The sequence below is a fragment of the Hyphomicrobium methylovorum genome (assembly GCF_013626205.1).
Taxonomy (GTDB): Bacteria; Pseudomonadota; Alphaproteobacteria; order Rhizobiales; family Hyphomicrobiaceae; genus Hyphomicrobium_B; species Hyphomicrobium_B methylovorum.
Map to the genome: position 1 here is coordinate 2,044,390 of NZ_QHJE01000001.1, position 17,625 is coordinate 2,062,014.

At 61.0% G+C, this 17,625-nt stretch carries 16 protein-coding genes; all 16 read left to right on the forward strand.

Features of this window, described 5'->3' with window-relative positions; translation table 11 throughout:
- Nucleotides 1–434: 434 nt before the first annotated feature.
- A complete protein-coding gene (mraZ, locus tag DLM45_RS09925; RefSeq protein ID WP_181336960.1) occupies nucleotides 435–926 on the forward strand; it encodes a division/cell wall cluster transcriptional repressor MraZ in 492 nt (163 codons plus the stop codon).
- A complete protein-coding gene (gene rsmH, locus DLM45_RS09930; protein ID WP_181336961.1) occupies nucleotides 923–1,936 on the forward strand; it encodes a 16S rRNA (cytosine(1402)-N(4))-methyltransferase RsmH in 1,014 nt (337 codons plus the stop codon). The genes mraZ and rsmH overlap by 4 nt, the downstream gene beginning before the upstream one ends.
- Before the next feature lie 67 nt (nucleotides 1,937–2,003).
- Nucleotides 2,004–2,303 (forward strand): cell division protein FtsL, encoded by a 300-nt coding sequence (ftsL, locus tag DLM45_RS09935; RefSeq protein WP_181336962.1) that lies wholly within the window; start codon nucleotides 2,004–2,006, stop codon nucleotides 2,301–2,303.
- A complete protein-coding gene (locus DLM45_RS09940) occupies nucleotides 2,293–3,972 on the forward strand; it encodes a peptidoglycan D,D-transpeptidase FtsI family protein (protein ID WP_181336963.1) in 1,680 nt (559 codons plus the stop codon). The genes ftsL and DLM45_RS09940 overlap by 11 nt, the downstream gene beginning before the upstream one ends.
- Before the next feature lie 93 nt (nucleotides 3,973–4,065).
- Complete coding sequence (locus tag DLM45_RS09945) at nucleotides 4,066–5,541, forward strand: UDP-N-acetylmuramoyl-L-alanyl-D-glutamate--2,6-diaminopimelate ligase (RefSeq protein WP_181336964.1); 1,476 nt, start codon at nucleotides 4,066–4,068, stop codon at nucleotides 5,539–5,541.
- 11 nt (nucleotides 5,542–5,552) lie between these two features.
- Nucleotides 5,553–6,974 carry a UDP-N-acetylmuramoylalanyl-D-glutamyl-2,6-diaminopimelate--D-alanyl-D-alanine ligase gene (locus tag DLM45_RS09950; RefSeq protein WP_181336965.1) on the forward strand — a complete coding sequence of 474 codons (1,422 nt, stop codon included), beginning with the start codon at nucleotides 5,553–5,555 and terminating at the stop codon, nucleotides 6,972–6,974.
- A gap of 35 nt (nucleotides 6,975–7,009) precedes the next feature.
- A complete protein-coding gene (mraY, locus tag DLM45_RS09955; RefSeq protein ID WP_181336966.1) occupies nucleotides 7,010–8,092 on the forward strand; it encodes a phospho-N-acetylmuramoyl-pentapeptide-transferase in 1,083 nt (360 codons plus the stop codon).
- Between the two features lie 40 nt (nucleotides 8,093–8,132).
- Nucleotides 8,133–9,551 carry a UDP-N-acetylmuramoyl-L-alanine--D-glutamate ligase gene (murD, locus tag DLM45_RS09960; RefSeq protein WP_181336967.1) on the forward strand — a complete coding sequence of 473 codons (1,419 nt, stop codon included), beginning with the start codon at nucleotides 8,133–8,135 and terminating at the stop codon, nucleotides 9,549–9,551.
- A complete protein-coding gene (locus DLM45_RS09965; RefSeq protein WP_181336968.1) occupies nucleotides 9,548–10,726 on the forward strand; it encodes an FtsW/RodA/SpoVE family cell cycle protein in 1,179 nt (392 codons plus the stop codon). The genes murD and DLM45_RS09965 overlap by 4 nt, the downstream gene beginning before the upstream one ends.
- Before the next feature lie 10 nt (nucleotides 10,727–10,736).
- A complete protein-coding gene (murG, locus tag DLM45_RS09970) occupies nucleotides 10,737–11,864 on the forward strand; it encodes an undecaprenyldiphospho-muramoylpentapeptide beta-N-acetylglucosaminyltransferase (protein WP_181336969.1) in 1,128 nt (375 codons plus the stop codon).
- Between the two features lie 58 nt (nucleotides 11,865–11,922).
- Entirely contained in the window at nucleotides 11,923–13,359 is a 1,437-nt protein-coding gene (gene murC / locus DLM45_RS09975) for a UDP-N-acetylmuramate--L-alanine ligase (RefSeq protein ID WP_181336970.1), read from the forward strand.
- Complete coding sequence (gene murB / locus DLM45_RS09980; protein WP_181336971.1) at nucleotides 13,359–14,339, forward strand: UDP-N-acetylmuramate dehydrogenase; 981 nt, start codon at nucleotides 13,359–13,361, stop codon at nucleotides 14,337–14,339. The genes murC and murB overlap by 1 nt, the downstream gene beginning before the upstream one ends.
- Before the next feature lie 30 nt (nucleotides 14,340–14,369).
- Nucleotides 14,370–15,323 (forward strand): D-alanine--D-alanine ligase, encoded by a 954-nt coding sequence (locus DLM45_RS09985; RefSeq protein ID WP_181336972.1) that lies wholly within the window; start codon nucleotides 14,370–14,372, stop codon nucleotides 15,321–15,323.
- Between the two features lie 57 nt (nucleotides 15,324–15,380).
- Nucleotides 15,381–15,530, forward strand: a complete 150-nt coding sequence (locus DLM45_RS16520) for a hypothetical protein (RefSeq protein WP_246317277.1) — start codon at nucleotides 15,381–15,383, stop codon at nucleotides 15,528–15,530.
- Entirely contained in the window at nucleotides 15,527–16,300 is a 774-nt protein-coding gene (locus tag DLM45_RS09990; protein WP_246317279.1) for a cell division protein FtsQ/DivIB, read from the forward strand. Before DLM45_RS16520 ends, DLM45_RS09990 begins: the two co-directional genes overlap by 4 nt.
- Nucleotides 16,301–16,304: 4 nt before the next feature.
- Nucleotides 16,305–17,561: a cell division protein FtsA gene (ftsA, locus tag DLM45_RS09995; protein ID WP_181336974.1), complete on the forward strand. Its 1,257-nt coding sequence runs from the start codon at nucleotides 16,305–16,307 to the stop codon at nucleotides 17,559–17,561.
- Nucleotides 17,562–17,625 lie beyond the last annotated feature (64 nt).

Sequence of the window (17,625 nt, forward strand, 5' to 3'; positions counted from 1 at the left end):
AGTGTCTGATTTTACGTGCGCTTCGGATTATCGGCGCGGCCGGAGCCCAGTTATCCCCTCTAATAATCCTTAAAATTCCATTGACGACCATTTAATCCCATGGCATCCCATGAGTGCCCGTCCGCACCGGGCAGGACACCGTGGTCGGGCGCCGATTTGGTAGAGGGCCCAGATTTGAGCGACCGCCACGGCCCCTTTCTTGATTGTTTCGGGCGACACGCGTTCCGCGCGCCGGCCGCCCGAAACGAAGCCGGTCCTGACGGCCGGCTCCCCGGAGGGGGAGTCGTCAGGACCAAGCGAAGAGATTTTCGGGCGACACGCAGTTTGTGCGCGGGCCGCCAGAGCCAAGTGAATGAGTGAGTGTCCGGCAATCGGCGTTCGGCCTACCGGGGCCCAGGTAACGAGTAAGGGAGCGATTATTCGTTAGCTGGGGGATGGACCGTTTTGTCTCAACATTCACAAACAAGATTGACGCCAAGGGCCGCGTTTCGATCCCTGCATCGTTTCGCGCCGTCTTGGAGCGCGACGGTTATCCGGGCGGGCTTTACTGCTACCCCTCGCTCGATGCTCCTGCGCTCGATGCAGGCGGCGAAAGACTTGCGAAAAAGATCGATGGTCTGCTCGCAAATCTCCCGGATTATTCGGACGAGCGGGACCAACTCTCTGTCGCACTCTACGGCGACGTCCAAGTTCTCACGATCGATGGCGACGGGCGCATCGTCCTTCCTGAAAGCCTCCGCTCCCACGCCGGGCTGGAAACCGCCGTCACGTTTGTTGGCCTCGGTGACAAGTTTCAGATCTGGGAACCTGGGCGGTTCGAAAAGCGCCGCGCAGAAGCGCGAAGCAAAGTTCAAGTGACGCGCAAACTATTCGCAGCGGGTAGCCGTTCTTCGGGTGAAGGCGGCGATGAAGGAGCACGGGGATGACGCGGGGTGGCGGGGCAGAGGGAGCCTCGCTGGGGCACGATGACAAGCCTCCGCGCCACGTCCCCGTGCTTATTTCCGAAGTCATCGAAGCGCTTTCTCCAAAAGACGGCGAAGTCTTTATCGACGGCACGTTCGGTGCGGGCGGATACACGCGCGCGATTCTCAATGCCGCGAATTGCATGGTGCTGGCGCTCGATCGCGACCCGACAGCACTCGCGAATGCGGAGCCGCTGCGCGCCGAGTTCGGCGCCCGGTTTATCGCCGTTGAATCTCCCTTCAGTGACATGGCGGATGTAGCTGAGACGGTTCTCGCAGGGCAGAACGTCGATGGTGTCGTTCTCGATATCGGCGTGTCTTCGATGCAGATCGACGATGCAGAGCGCGGGTTTTCATTTCAGCATGACGGGCCGCTCGACATGCGGATGTCGCGCGATGGGCAGACCGCTGCCGACTTCGTCAACGAGGCTGAAGAAGCCGAAATCGCGGACGTGATTTATACGTTCGGTGAGGAGCACAAATCGCGTTCCATTGCGCGCGCCATCGTTCGGCGGCGTGCTCAGGCGCCGTTTGCAACGACGCTGGAACTCGCGGATACGGTGTCGCGCGTTTTGCATGGCCGGCGCGTGGACGGGCGCCATCCGGCGACGCGGACGTTTCAGGCGCTACGAATTTATATCAACGATGAACTCGGTGAATTGAGCCGCGCGCTCAGCGCTGCCGAGAAAATTCTTAAACCTGGCGGCCGTCTCGTCGTCGTCTCGTTTCACAGCCTGGAAGACCGTATCGTAAAGAAATTCCTGATCGAACGGTCTGGAAAAGCGCCTGCAGTTTCGCGGCATTCTCCTCAAGCTTCGATAAAAACTGAGCCTGCGAGTTTTCGAATTGTTAACTCCCGCCCGTTAACACCTTCTAAAGGTGAATTGGATGTGAACCCGCGTGCACGCTCGGCACGACTTCGAGCAGCGGTTCGCACTGATTCTGCGCCAATGCGGGACAAGACGGAAACCTGAGATTTCGGGGCCGTCCCTTCACCCCGCAGAGGTTGTTCTTCGAGTTTTAGTCAGTAGGGGACATGAAATGCGTCTCTTAAACATAACGGCATTCTTCTTTGCCATTGCGAGCGCGCTGCTCCTGTATGGCCTTAACTATCAAACGCGCCGTCTCGAAGCCGAGATGCAGGGAATAGAGCGTCTCGCTGCGAGCGCGCGAGACGACATCGCGGTGCTGAAGGCCGAACGTGGCCACCTCGCCCGTCCTGACCGCATCGATGTCCTGGCACGCCAACTTGGCTTTGCTCCGCCGAAGCCCGACCAATTCCGTAACGGACGCATGGTGTCTGAGCTGACCGTCAACGGGGCGCAGGCCGATGGCCGCTGACATTGCGCGAGGTCTTGATGCGCGACGGCGCCCGCGCGGTGGATACGGATCGAAAACGCGGCACATAACTGAAGCCTGCGTCTACGGCTTTCTGTTCTTTGCGTTCGTGCAAGTCGGAATTCAGCTGGTTCTGCTCGCGGTGAACCGGTCTCCAAGCGCGACGCTCGCGCTTTCGGAGCCCGTGGCGCGAAGCTTCAGCCGTCCTGACATTGTCGACCGCAACGGACGGCTTCTCGCGACCGATCTCGAGGCGCCTTCGATCTTCGCCGATCCGGCGCTGGTGCTTGATCGCGACGAACTGGTCGAAAAACTCGTCACTGTATTGCCGGATATCAACCAGCAGGAGCTGCGACGCGCGCTCTCCGATCGCTCGCGCCGGTTCGTGTGGGTGCGCAGAGGCGTTTCTCCCAAGATTGCGCAGAAGGTTCATGACCTCGGTTTGCCGGGACTATCGTTCCGCAATGAGCTGAAGCGCGCTTATCCGGCCGGGGCTCTCGCGGGGCACGTGCTCGGTTCCGTAAACGTCGATAACCGCGGCGTAAGCGGGATCGAGAAGTACATCGACGAAAAGGTCGGGGTCGATCCGGTGCATGCCGCTGTGCTGTCATCGCGCGCACCCGTTCGGCTTTCGCTCGACATTGGCGTGCAGCACGCGCTCGAAGACGAACTCGATGACGCAGTAAAGCTGTACAAGACGGAAGGTGCGGCGGGTCTCATCCTCAACATCAAGACCGGAGAAGTTCTTGCGAGCGCGTCGCTGCCGCGGGTCGATCCTTCCTGGCCGACGGAAGCGCTCGCCGATCAGCGATTGGATCGCGTTTCGGGTGGCACGTACGAGCTTGGGTCGGTCTTTAAGACGCTTACGATCGGCATGGCGCTTGATGATGGCCATGTGCAGCCCGGCACGATGATCGATGTGCGCAAGCCGATGCAAGTTGGGCGCTTCACCGTCACGGATTTTCATCCGGCGGGGCGGCCTTTGAGCGTGACAGAAATTTTCACGCACTCGTCGAACATCGGGGCCGCCATGTTGGCGTTGCAGGCGGGGCCGGAGAAGTTCGCGGAGTTCCTCGACAAGGTTGGCGTTCTGGGCACGCTAAAGACCGAGCAAGGCGTGGTTGCGCCGCCGCAGGTTCCCAAGACATGGACGCGCGCATCGACGATCACCGCTGCGTACGGACATGGGATTGCCGTCGCTCCGATTCAGTTTGCGGCTGCCGCCGCGACGCTGCTGAATCACGGCCATCAGGTGCAGCCCACGTTCCTTCGCCGGTTCGACGCTGAATCGGCGGATACGAAGCCGCGGATAAGCGACGCGACCTCGCGGCAGCTGGCGAACATCATGCGCCTCAACGTGACCGCGCCAGACGGAACGGGCCGGGAAGCGGACGTGCCCGGCTACCGTGTGGGTGGAAAAACAGGTACGGCCGACCTTGCCATTCGTGGCGGTTACGCCAAGAACGCAGTCATCACGTCGTTCCTGGCGTCGTTCCCGATGGACGAACCTCAGTATCTGACGTTCGTCGTGCTGTTTCAGCCGAAGGGCGTCGCGGACACTCAGGGGCGGCGTACGGCGGGCACGAACGCGGCGCCGGTTACCAGCCGTCTTATTTCGCGGGTTGCCGCTCAGCTTGGCGTCGCACCGATGGACGTTGCGCAGAGCCAATAGGGCTGTCGGCCGTCGCGGCGGCGGTTTGCGTGATTTGACGCATCGGCCCCTCGCCTCGTATCTAAGTTCGCGGGGCGAAGGGGCACAAAGCACATGAGCGATAGCGAGCAGACTGGAGGCGAACTACGGCTCAGCGATGTGCTGCCGTCCGATATTCCGCTGCCAGCGGGCTCGTCGGATATTTTTGTCACCGGAGTTACAGCGTCGAGTGCCGCAGTCCGGCCCGGCTTTATATTTGCAGGTCTTCCCGGATCGAAGGTGGATGGTGCTACGTTCGTGCCTGTTGCGGTTGCACGCGGCGCTCGAGTCATCATCGTCGGGAAGGGGAAAGGCAGCGCCGTCCCGGCGAATGTCGCTCTGATCGAGGTCGACAATCCGCGCGCCGTGCTTGCGAAGATTGCCGCGAAGATTCACGGCAAACAACCGCGCTGCGCTGTGGCCGTAACAGGTACGAGCGGTAAGACGTCGGTTGCCGATTTTACGCGCCAGATTTTTTCGTATCTCGGCCATCCTGCTGCGTCCCTCGGCACGATCGGAATCGTTAAGCCGGGTGGGGCGATCTATGGATCGCTGACGACGCCGGATCCCGTCACGCTGCATGCAACGCTTGCCCAGCTCGCGGACGAAGGCGTTACGCATCTCGCGTTTGAAGCCTCATCGCACGGTCTCGATCAGCACCGCCTCGACGGCGTGGAGCTTGCTGCGGCGGCGTTCACAAATTTGGGGCGCGATCATCTCGACTATCACCCGGACGAAGAGGCTTATCTGAAGGCCAAGCTGCGCTTGTTTACGGAGCTGCTGCAGGTTGGACAGCCCGCCGTTGTCAACATGGACGGCGCGCGCGCCAATGATGTGATCGCGGCTGCGCGCTCGCGAGGTTTGCGCGTGATGACGGTTGGCTCAGGCGGAGATCTCCTCAATCGGCTGTCGCTCCGCCGCGAGGGATTCTATCAGCGCATCGGGCTCGTTTCCCAAGGCAAGGCCTATGACGTGCGATTGCCGCTCGTCGGCGCGTATCAGGTGGAGAATGCGCTTGTCGCGGCCGGGCTTGCCATTGCCACCGGCGAGGCAACTGCTGACGTTCTGGCGTCTCTCGAGCATCTTAAAGGTGTGCCAGGGCGGCTCGAAATCGTTGGGCAGAAGAATGGTGGCCTCGCCGTTGTCGATTATGCGCATAAGCCGGAAGCTCTCGCGGCTGCTCTTGATGGTTGTCGGCCGTTTGCTTCGGGCCGGTTGATCTCTGTGTTCGGCTGCGGCGGCGATCGCGACAAAGGCAAGCGTCCGATCATGGGGCGCATCTCGATCGAGAAGGCCGACATTACAATTGTCACCGATGACAATCCGCGCAGCGAGAATCCGGCGGTAATTCGTAGCGAGATCCTGAATGGGGCGGCGGCAGCGCTGGAGATCGGGAACCGGGCGGAAGCCATCGCAACGGCCATGGCGATGCTGAAACCGGGCGACGTGCTGCTGGTTGCCGGGAAAGGCCATGAAACGGGCCAGATCATCGGCGATCGGGTCGTGCCGTTTTCGGACCACGAAGAAATCCGCCGCCGGCTAGAAAGCTGATCTCTCCATCAATGCAAAACCTCTGGACCTCACCGGAACTCTCTCAGGCGCTGGGAACGGCTTCGTCCCGCGAGGCGACCGATGTTTCGGTTTCTGGCGTTTCCATCGATACGCGCACGCTGGCAGGCGGTGATCTGTTCGTCGCGCTCAAAGATCTGCGTGACGGGCATGAATTCGTGACGTCTGCCTTCAAGGCCGGGGCGAGCGCGGCGCTTGTTTCAGACGCCTATGCGAAGCAGGCGGGAGACGGGCCGCTTTTTCGCGTGCCGGATGTGCTGAAGGGACTCGAAGCCCTCGGCGTTGCCGCGCGAGTGCGTCTTGCGGGCGAAGCGCGCGTGGTCGCTGTCACCGGGAGCGCTGGTAAGACCGGCACCAAAGAAATGTTGCGCGCTTGCTTCTCGATACTGGGCCCGACGCACGCATCAGAGAAATCCTACAACAATCATTGGGGTGTGCCGCTGACGCTTGCGCGGATGCCTCGCGATACGCGCTTCGCCGTATTCGAAATCGGAATGAACCACGCCGGTGAGATTCGGCCATTGACGGCGATGGTGCGTCCGCATGCGGCGATCGTTACGACCGTAGAAGCGGTGCACCTCGAACACTTTTCGTCGGTCGAGGGTATTGCCGATGCAAAGGGCGAGATTTTCGAGGGGATTGTTCCGGGCGGCGCGGCGATCATCAAGCACGACAATCCGTTTCGCGAGCGTCTTGTAGGCATTGCCAAGAACTGCGGCGCGCGCTCCGTTACCTTCGGATTTGGGGCGGATGCGGATGTTCGTGGCGAGGATCTGACGTTGAGCGATGCCGGAACGACGATGACCGTTTCGACGAGCGGGCGGCGGCTTCGCGTTACGCTCGGGATGCCGGGGCGGCATATCGCGGAAAACGCTCTTGCGGTCGTCGCGGCGCTTGATGCCGTCGGTGCGGACATTGAGCGCGCAATTGCTGCCCTTGCCGAGTTGAAACCGCCGGTCGGTCGCGGCGAACGAACGATTCTGGCGGTTCGGGGCGAGGAAGCGCTTCTGATCGATGAGAGCTACAACGCGAATCCGGCGTCGATGCGGGCGGCTCTTGCGACCCTCGCAGCGCAGCCGAGGGACAAATTTGCCCGCCGGATCGGGGTGTTGGGCGACATGCTGGAACTCGGACCGGATGCGGCCGAGCTGCACCGGAGCCTAAAGGACGCTGTGGAGGAGGCGGGTATCGATTTGATATTTGCCTGCGGCGTCCACATGAAGGGCCTTTATGATGCCTTACCCGAGTCCAAGAAGGGCGGGTACGGTTTAACGCCCGGCATTCTCACGGAGGGACTGCTCGAGATTTTGCGACCTGGCGATGTCGTGATGGTCAAGGCGTCGAACGGGACACGGCTCGGTGAGGTCGTCTCTGGCCTCAAATCTCATTTTTCGCGACGCGGGTCCGCCGCCTAAGCGATGGCGGCATTTACGGGGGAACTTGATCCTGCATGCTCTATGAGCTCGTAAACTTCAGCGACCAGATCAGCGCGCTGAACGTTTTTCGCTACATCACCTTCCGTACAGGCGGCGCGATCTTCACGGCTCTGCTGTTTGTGATGATGTTCGGGCCGGCGATTATCGATCTTCTGCGCGTGAAGCAGGGGAAGGGCCAGCCGATCCGCTCTGACGGTCCGCAGACGCATCTTCTGAAGCGCGGCACGCCGACGATGGGCGGTCTGATGATCCTCGCGGGGGTCACGGTTTCGACGCTGCTTTGGGGGCAGCTTTCCAACGGCTACATTTGGGTCGTGCTGGGCGTTGCCATTTCTTATGGGGCGATCGGCTTCTATGACGATTTTCTGAAGGTGACGAAGCGTTCGAGCGACGGCTTCTCGAGCAGATCGCGATTTCTGCTGGAGGTTCTGGTCGCGGCGATTGCCGGTTACATGCTGATGAAACTTGGGCCGAACGGGCTCAACACCGTGCTGACGCTGCCGTTCTTCAAGGATCTTGTGATCGACCTCGGGCCGTTCTTCATTTTGCTCGCGGTGCTGGTGATCGCGGGTGCGGGCAACGCGGTCAATCTTACGGACGGCCTTGATGGGCTTGCCATTGTGCCGGTGATGATCGCCGCGGCGACGTTCGGTGTGATTGCGTATCTCTCGGGCAACGCCAAGTTTGCCGGGTATCTCCAGATCCATCACGTTCCGGGCACGGGTGAGCTGGCCGTTATTTGCGGCGCTCTGATCGGTGCAGGGCTCGGGTTCCTCTGGTTCAATGCGCCTCCGGCGATGATTTTTATGGGGGACACCGGGTCTCTGGCCCTCGGCGGCACGCTTGGCGCTATCGCGGTGGCGATCAAGCATGAAATCGTGCTGGCCGTCGTCGGCGGACTATTCGTGCTGGAGACGCTATCGGTCGTCATACAGGTGCTGTCGTTCAAGTGGACCGGCAAGCGCGTGTTCAAGATGGCGCCGCTGCATCACCATTACGAGCAGAAGGGGTGGAAGGAATCGACCGTTGTTATTCGCTTCTGGATTATCGCGGTGATTTTGGCACTCGTCGGACTTTCAACGCTGAAGTTGCGTTAGGTCGCGGCCAAATCATGCGGGATGCGTTAGATTTCGGCCGATGATTCGCGCAACAACATTCAATGGTCAGACGGTAGCGGTTTTCGGTCTCGGATCCTCCGGGATCGCGGCGGCGAAGGCGCTTGTCGAAGGCGGTGCCCACGTCGAGGCATGGGACGACGGAGCGGCGGGACGGGAAGCCGCCATTCGCGCCGGTGTTCCGGTTCTTGATTTGCGTGCCGCCGACTGGTCGCGGTTTTCTGCGCTCGTATTGGCGCCGGGCGTGCCGCTGACGCATCCTGTTCCGCATTGGACGGTGGAGAAGGCGCGCGCCCACGGTGTCGAGATCATCGGCGATATCGAGATCTTCGCGCGTGAACGGGCAGCGCGGGCGGGGTCCGCTCCCTTCATTGCGGTAACGGGCACGAACGGGAAGTCGACGACGTCAGCGTTGATTGGGCACATTCTCGCGTTCTCGGGGCGTGATGTGCAACTTGGCGGCAACATCGGCCGCGCGATTTTGACTCTCGATGAGCCGCAGAGAACGCGCTTCTACGTCGTCGAGATGTCGTCGTTTCAAATCGATCTGACGCCGACGCTTTCGCCGACCGTCGGCGTGATGCTGAACGTGACGCCGGATCATCTCGACCGCCACGGTACGATCGATCGCTATGCCGCCATTAAGGAGCGCATCGTTGAAGGCGCGGAGGTTGCGGCGGTTGGGATCGATGATTCCTTTACGCTTGAAATGCTGAAGCGGCGCATCGAACGCGGCGCGGCAATTGCTTTCAGCGCAGAGAAATCCATCGCGCCTGGGTATAGCATTCTTGATGGCACCATCGTGTGCAGCAACCGCGAGGGGCTTGCCGTTAAGCTTGGTGCGCTCGACGGTATTGCGACGCTCCGTGGGAAACACAATGCGCAGAACGCGCTCGCCGCCGTTGCCGCTGTTCGCGAATGTCTGAACTGGATCGGTGAATCGAGCGATCTCGATTGGCAAGGTGCGCTTTCATCGTTTCCGGGATTGCCGCATCGGATGGAAGAGATTGGCCGCGCTGGCAATGCGGTGTTCATCAACGATAGCAAGGCGACGAACGCGGATTCGACCGAGAAGGCGCTGCTGTCTTTTCCGAAGAACGTGTTTTGGATCGCAGGCGGTCGTGCGAAGGCGGGTGGGATCGAACCGCTTGCGCCGTACTTCGGCGGTATCACGAAGGCTTATTTGATCGGTGAATCGGCTGAGGATTTTGCGGCGACGCTTGAGGGCAAGGTTCCGTTTGAAATGAGCGGAACGCTCGACGCGGCACTCACCGCCGCGACGCGCGACGCGAGCGAGATCGGCGATACCAAGTCGATCGTGCTGCTGTCTCCCGCGTGCGCGAGCTACGATCAGTTCAAGAATTTCGAAGCGCGTGGTGACAGTTTCCGTTCGCTGGTCGCCGCTTTGCCCGGCATCGTCATGCGGCGGGCCGCGCCATGAAGATGTCGCGCGCAGACCGCAGCCTGCTGTCTGATTGGTCGTTCACCATCGATCGCGGGCTTTTGACTGCGCTTCTCTCGTTGATTGCCATCGGCGTAGTGCTGTCGTTCGCGGCATCGCCTGCTGTTGCGATTAAAAAAGGTTTGCCGACGTTTTACTTCGTCGAACGGCACGTTGTGTTTGCTGCACTGGGCGCCATTTTGATGCTCGGGCTATCCTTGCTGTCGCCGATCGGCGTGCGCAGGCTGTCCGCCGGTTTGCTTATTCTCGCGCTTGCGGGGATGGGGCTCGTGCTTTTTTCCGGTACGGAGATCAACGGCGCGCAGAGATGGTTGAACTTCGGGGGATACTCGATCCAGCCGTCGGAGTTTGCCAAGCCCGCGTTCATCGTCGTCATGGCGTGGTTGTTCGCTGAAGCTGCACGGCGCAGCGACATGCCGGCATTGCCGCTGGCGCTCCTCTTATGGGCGGCCTTCGCGGGGTTGCTGGTGGCGCAGCCAGACGTTGGGCAGACCGTTCTCGTCAGCACAACAGCAGGACTGCTGTATCTTTTGGCGGGCCTTCCGCTGATCGGTGCGGCGATCCTGGTGGCGATCGGGGGCGGCGGGTTTTGGCTGGCCTACATGAATTTCGGTCATGTGCAGTCGAGGCTTGAGAAATTCTTCAGCGCGGCGCCGTTCGAGAACTATCAGGTCGGGCGCGCGATGCAGTCGTTCTCCGAAGGCGGGTTGTTCGGCCGCGGTCCAGGCGAGGGTACGATCAAGTCCGTACTGCCGGACGCTCATACCGACTATATCTTCGCGGTGATCGGCGAAGAATACGGCGTCATCGCTTGTGTTGCGCTGCTGATGGTCTTTGCATTCATCGTCATCAGGTCTTTGAAGCGCGCGGCTGATGAACCAAATGCTGCGGATCGGCTGGCGGTGCAGGGCTTAGCGCTGCTGCTTGGTTTGCAATCCCTCATCAATATGGGTGTGAACATTGGCTTGCTACCGCCGAAGGGTATGACGCTGCCGTTCATTTCCGCGGGCGGATCGTCGATGCTGGCGCTGGCGATTACGGCGGGTATGCTGATGGCGTTGACACGCAGACGGCCAGATCCGACACGCCTGAAGAAACCGAAAATGGTGGCCATAGACGAACCGCAGTTCGGCAGCCCCAATCCATCGACATGAGCAGACATCCATGAGTGGCGTGCGATCAATCGTTCTGGCGGCAGGTGGAACGGGGGGACATCTTTTTCCGGCGTTCGCACTCGCCGAAGAGCTTGTGCGGCGAGGGATCGCGATCGACCTCATGACCGATACGCGCGGCGACCGCTACGGCACGAGTTTTCCCGCGCGTTCGATCTACCGGATTCCTTCCGCAACGCTTGCGTCTCGTTCGCCAGCGGACATTGCAAAAACGACGTTTGCACTGGCGAGCGGTGTCAAACGCGCGTTCGAGGTTTTGAAGGACGTGCGTCCGAGTGCTGTGATCGGGTTTGGTGGCTACCCGACATATCCGCCACTCGTAGCGGCGCGCTTGCGCGGCATTCCGACAGCGATCCATGAGCAGAACGCCGTGCTCGGGCGCGCGAACAAGATGTTGGCGCGCCGCGTTACGGCTGTCGCGACATCATTTGAGAAGACGAAGTATCTGGAACGACGATTGGCCGAGAAGGCCGTGTTGACGGGTAATCCTGTTCGCAAGGTCGTTCTCGATGCAGCAGCGCGCCGATATGAAGAGGCGACGATCGATGGCGACATTCGCTTATTGATATTCGGTGGCAGCCAGGGCGCGCGCTTCTTCTCGGATACGATGCCGCTGACGTTGTTCGCGTTATCCGACGATGTGCGTAAGCGGTTGCGGGTGGTGCAGCAGGCGCGCGAGGAAGACATCGATCGTGTGCGTGAAGCTTACGCCGAGGCCGGAATCAACGCGAACGTTGCACCGTTCTTTTCGGACCTTCCGGCGCGGATAGCAGAGGCGCATCTCGTTATCGCGCGGGCTGGCGCCTCAACGGTTGCGGAACTTACGGTCATCGGGCGTCCGTCGATTTTGGTGCCATTGCCGCATGCGCTCGACAACGATCAGCTCAACAATGCGCAGCGCCTTGCCGAATCGGGCGGTGCATGGTGCATCGAACAGCGCTCGCTGTCGCCAGAACGGCTTGCGGACCACTTGCAAAGGCTTTTGGCGGAGCCCGGTGCCCTTGCGGACGCGGCCCGAGCGGCTAAAAACGCTGGGCGCCCGGAGGCGGTTCGTAATTTGGCCGACTTCGCATTGGCATTGGCAGATCGGCGCCGTCCGGATGTGGCGCGCGCCGGATGACGCAAGCCAGCACATTTTTTCCGCCGACAGGCTGAAGCTCGACCGAGGATTTTGAGCCATGCAAATGCCGCGTGAGATCGGGCCCTTCCATATCATCGGTATTGGCGGCATCGGCATGAGCGCCATTGCCGAGATCCTGGTGGCGAAGGGCTATACCGTTCAGGGGTCCGATCAAAAAGAGAGCGCGAACGTGCGGCGGCTGCGCTCGAAAGGTATTCGGGTGTTCGTTGGCCACGATCCCGTCAACCTGATCGGCGCGCGCTATGTTGTGATTTCGACGGCGGTGAAGCCATTCAATCCGGAGCTGATCGCGGCGCGCCAGAAGGGCCTGACGATCATTCGGCGTGCAGAAATTCTTGCGGAATTGATGCGGCTTTACTCCACGGTTTCGGTGACCGGCACGCACGGCAAGACGACGACGACGTCGCTGCTGTCGCATATCTTCACGGAAGCAGGCGAAGAGCCAACGGTGATCACCGGCGGCATCATCAACTCATGGGGATCGAACGCGCGGCTTGGACGCGGCAAGTGGATGATCGTCGAGGCGGATGAGAGCGATGGCACGTTCACGCGTCTGCCGACGGAAATCGGCATCGTTACGAACATCGATCCCGAGCATCTCGACTATTTCGGTTCGGTCGAAGCCATGCACCGCGAGTACGAAGCCTTTCTGAAGAACATTCCGTTCTTCGGCTTGGCAGTTGTTTGCATCGATCATCCGGTGGTGCGGGAACTGGTCGAGCGATTGAATCTGAGAGCAGACGGACGGCGGCTTTTGACCTACGGGGAAAGCGCCGATGCCGATCTTGTTCTGAAAGGTATCCGCATCGAAGGAAATACGGCGGTTTTCGACGCGACGCTTACGGCTCTCGTCAAAGGCGGTGCGCGAAAGCTCGAAGGCTGGTCGGTGCCGCTGCCGGGCACGCACAATGCGCTCAACGCGCTTGCGGCGATTGCTGTCGCGACGCAAGCAGGCCTCGATGATGCGAAGATCAAGGCCGCGATGGCCGGATTTTCAGGTGTCAAACGGCGCTTCCAATTTACCGGCGAGTGGAACGGCGTCAGCATCTACGACGATTATGGGCATCACCCGGCGGAAATCGCGGCGGTGTTGTCGGCGGCACGTGGCGGCGCGAAGGGTAAGGTGATCGCCGTCGTCGAACCGCATCGGTACACGCGCGTGCGCGATCTGTTCGATGATTTCGCCCGGTGCTTCAAAGATGCCGATCACGTCATCGTCGGCCCGCTCTACACGGCGGGCGAGGGGCCGATTGCGGGCGTGGACAACAGAACACTTGCGGAGCGCATCGGCACTCTTGGACGGCGCTCCGTCGAAGCGGTGGATGATGCGATGGAAATCGTTCCGGCGATCGAACGCGTCGGCAAGCCCGGCGATATCGTGGTTTGCCTTGGCGCCGGATATTCGACCGAATGGGCGCACGCATTGCCGGATTGGCTGAATGATGGTGCGCGTCGCGCTGGGGGCGTTGCGTGATGTTTGCAGATGTCACGAGCGACCTGCGCAGCGCAATGCCGGATCTTCGCGGGCGGCTGGCGGCGAATGCGTCGCTGGCCGACATCACGTGGTTCCGTGTCGGCGGTCCGGCGCAGGTTTTGTTTACGCCCGCCGATGAAGCGGATCTTGCTTACTTCATGGCAAGGCGGCCGCGCGACCTGCCGGTGCATGTGATTGGGCTCGGTTCGAACTTGCTTGTGCGTGATGGCGGCGTGCCCGGAATCGTCATTCGGCTTGGACGCGGGTTCAGTGAGATCCGCGTCGAGGATGGGCATCGGCTCAGTGCGGGAACGGCGGTGCCCGACGTGAAAGTTGCGCGCGCTGCGGCAGATGCCGGTATTCGTGGCTTGGCGTTCTATCGCGGCATTCCGGGCTCGATCGGCGGAGCGCTGCGGATGAATGCGGGTGCTCACGGCCGTGAGACGAAGGATTGCCTTGTTGGTGCGCGCGCGGTCGATCCCGATGGCAACGTGCATGTGCTGTCACTTGCCGACATGGAATTCACGTATCGCCATTCTGGAATTCCCGCGGATTGGATTTTCACGGAGGCGACCTTCGCGGGTGAACCTGGAGATTCCGCCGAGATAGTGAAGGAAATGGACGAGGTCGCGGACTATCGCGAGAAGAACCAGCCGATCAAGGAGCGCACCGGAGGTTCAACATTCAAGAACCCGCCCGGTCACAGCGCCTGGAAGCTGGTCGACGCAGCTGGGTGCCGTGGATTGCGGGTCGGTGGAGCGAAGGTCTCCGAGATGCACTGCAATTTTCTGATCAACGACCAGCAGGCAACCGGCGAAGACGTCGAGACTCTTGGCGAGACGGTGCGCGCGCGCGTGAAGGCGTCGTCGGGCATTGAATTGAACTGGGAGATCATTCGTCTCGGTTCCGCAAAGCCCGGCCGGTTAACCGGCGAGGCGTTGGCGATTGCCGACGCGACTACAGAATCTTCCCAAACTTGAACCCTTTCGCGAAGCGAGGTCGAGGGCGCCATGAATAAACTCGGTCCGGTGCCGAAGCGCACGCACGAACACGTTGCCGTTCTGAAGGGCGGTCTTTCGGCGGAGCGCGAGGTGAGCCTCAGGTCGGGTGCCGCCGTTGCGGAGGCGCTTCGTGGCGAAGGCTACCGTGTTACCGAGGTTGATGCTGACCGCAATCTTGCGATCCAGTTGCAGGAGTTGAAGCCCGATGTCGCGTTCAACGCGCTGCACGGCAAGTTCGGCGAAGACGGATGCGTTCAGGGCATCCTCGAACTTCTTGGGGTGCCCTACACGCACTCTGGCGTTCTGGCTTCCGCGCTGGCCATGCACAAGGAACGCGCCAAGGACGTAATGAAGCTGCAGGGCATTGCAGTCGCTGAAGCCAAGCTCGTGACGCGCGGTGAAGCGCTCGCGTCCCATGTTCTGCCGCCGCCCTATGTCGTGAAGCCCATCGCGGAGGGCTCGAGCTTTGGCGTCGTCATCGTGCCGCCGGATGCTGCCCAGCCACCGAATTCGATAGCTGCTTCTGCAACTCTCGATGAAGTCGTCATGGTCGAGCGCTATGTCGCCGGGCGCGAACTGACGTGCGCCGTACTTGGCGACTTTGTGACGGATGTCATCGAGATCGTGCCCTTAAGGGGACTCTCCTTCTACGATTACGAGTCGAAGTACGGTCCTGGCGGCTCCAAACATGAGCTGCCTGCACAACTTTTACCCGATGTTTACCAGTCAGTCCGTTCCTTAACGTTAAGAGCTCATCAGGCTTTGGGCTGCCGTGGTGTGTCGCGTGCGGACTTCCGCTTCGACGATACGCCGGGTGGCAGCGGGGAGCTGATCTGTCTTGAGGTGAACACCCAGCCGGGCATGACGGGAACTTCTCTCGTGCCAGAGCTGGCCGGATATGCGGGCTGGTCGTTTGGCGACCTTGTCCGCTGGATGGTCGAGGACGCGAGTTGCAACAGGTAGCGGGCATCGAGCGGTGGTGGGGGCGAGCGCACAAAGCGCTAACGTCCGGAACCGCTCATGTTCGCACGTCTCCCGCGACCGGAAGCACTCAAGGTGCGGTTCGCGGGCGTACTTCGGTTTCTCCTCAGAGCTTACGGGTTCCGCGCGGTGATCGGCGGCCGCCACGCCGTTCGCGGCGCTCGCTTCGGCGCTGGACGCGCGCGTTGATTGCATTCTCGGTCTGCGGTTCAGCGATCGGCGGTGCTTACTTCGCGCTGCCGCGTGATGCATTCAATCCGGCGGATGCAATTCGGTTCGTGCAGGCACAGGCGACTGCGCTGGTCATTGCTGCGGGCTTCGGCATCGATCAGGTGAATCTCTCGGGACAGCGCTTCGCCGCCGATAGCGACGTCTATGATGCTTTGGACCTCACCAACGTCAGGACGTTTGCAGCATTCGATTCGGACGCGGCGCTGAAACGCATCGAGCGTATTCCGTGGGTCGATACCGCGCAGATCACACGCGTTTATCCGAGCACACTCGACATCATCATCCGAGAGCGGACGCCGTCGTTCATCTGGACTCGCGGCAGTGACGCATACCTGGTCGATGGCACCGGGCGCGTGCTGGGTCCGGTTCCGGTGGCGAGCAACTGGGCGTTGCCGCGCGTTGCGGGCGAAGGCGCGAAAAACGAAGCTGCATCGATGCTCGCCGCGATCAAGCGTTATCCCGCAATCGCGCGCCAGTATGCCTATGGCGAACGTATTGCAGAACGGCGTTGGCGCATCGTTCTTGCCAACGGTTCCGTTCTCGAACTTGCGGCCGACCGCGAAATCGAAGGACTGGAAGAGATCGCAAATACGAACGCGGTTTCAACGCTTCTCAAAGGAGACCCTATGGTCATCGATGTGCGGACGCCGGGTCGGATTGCTGTTCGGCCGGTGGACGTTGCGGTTGCCAGCAATAACGGCGGTTCGACGCCTTCACTTCATCGGTAAGCTCATGGCGGACAAGCGCACATCTAAAACGTTCGGCCTCCTCGATATCGGCACCAGCAAGACGGTGGCGGCGGTGATTGTCGCCGAGCAAAGGCCGGGCTCCGCAGAGCCGGTGCTTAAGCTGGCGGGCCTTGGCATGCAGCGCTCAAAGGGCGTCAAAGCCGGTGTTCTGACAAATCTTGATGACGCAGAATCGATCGTGCGTTCGGTGATAGGGCATGCCGAGCGGACGGCTGGCGTGTCGGTTGGCAATTACACCGTGTCGATTGCTGCAGGGCGTCTCGCATCGACGCATTGCACGGCGCGTATCGACGTCGAAAGCGGTCACGTCACGCACGAGGATATGGCGCGCCTGATGTCTGCGGGCGAAAGCTACGCGCAACGGGATGGCCGCACGCTGCTTCATCTCAATCGTTTGGCTTGCGAACTCGACGGCGCGGCAGGCGTACGCGATCCGATCGGATTTGCGGCCCGGCGTCTCGCGGCAGGCCTTCATGCCGTAACTGCTGACGAAGCGCCGCTGCGCAACCTTCTGGTTCTGATCGACCGCTGTTACGCGGAGTGTGATGGGCTCGTCGCGACGCCTTATGCCAGCGCGCTTGCGGTGACGACGCCGGAAGAGCGTCAGTTCGGTGTGACATGCATCGATTTCGGCGCCGGTACGACGACACTGGCTATGTTTTCAGAGGGGATGCTTGCGGGCGTCGATGTCGTTCCGGTGGGTGGTCAGCACATCACCTACGACATCGCGCGGACGTTGCAGACGCCACTCTCAGAAGCCGAGCGAATCAAAACGCTTTATGGCACACTGCTCAATGCCCAGTCTGATGAGCACGAGTCGATCGCCCATCCGGTTGCCGGGGAAGATGACGACGCGAGCTACGAAACCACCAAGGCACGACTGACGGAAATCATTCGGCCACGCGTGCAGCAACTCTTGGGGCTAGTCGGCGAGCGGATCGCGCTCAACCCGGCGAGTCGCTTTGCAGGAGAGAAGGTTGTTCTGACGGGCGGAGCCAGCCAGCTTCTCGGACTATCCGAGTATGTCGCGCACGAATTCGGGCGGCCGGTACGACTCGGTCGGCCGAACGATCTCGTGGGACTGAACGCAAGCCTATCCGGACCGCAAATGGCGACGATTTCCGGTTTGGCGACGATTGCGGCCCGGGGTCGTGCCGAGTGGAGTCCGCCATATGGGCGCAAGGTTCTTACGCAAGGGTACCTCGGACGTGTCGGTTCGTGGCTCAAGCGCGGGTTTTAGGGACGGTATGGACAGGTTCGCGGCAGGGATAAACCAGAAGGGGCGCATTACGCCCTCGGGTCCG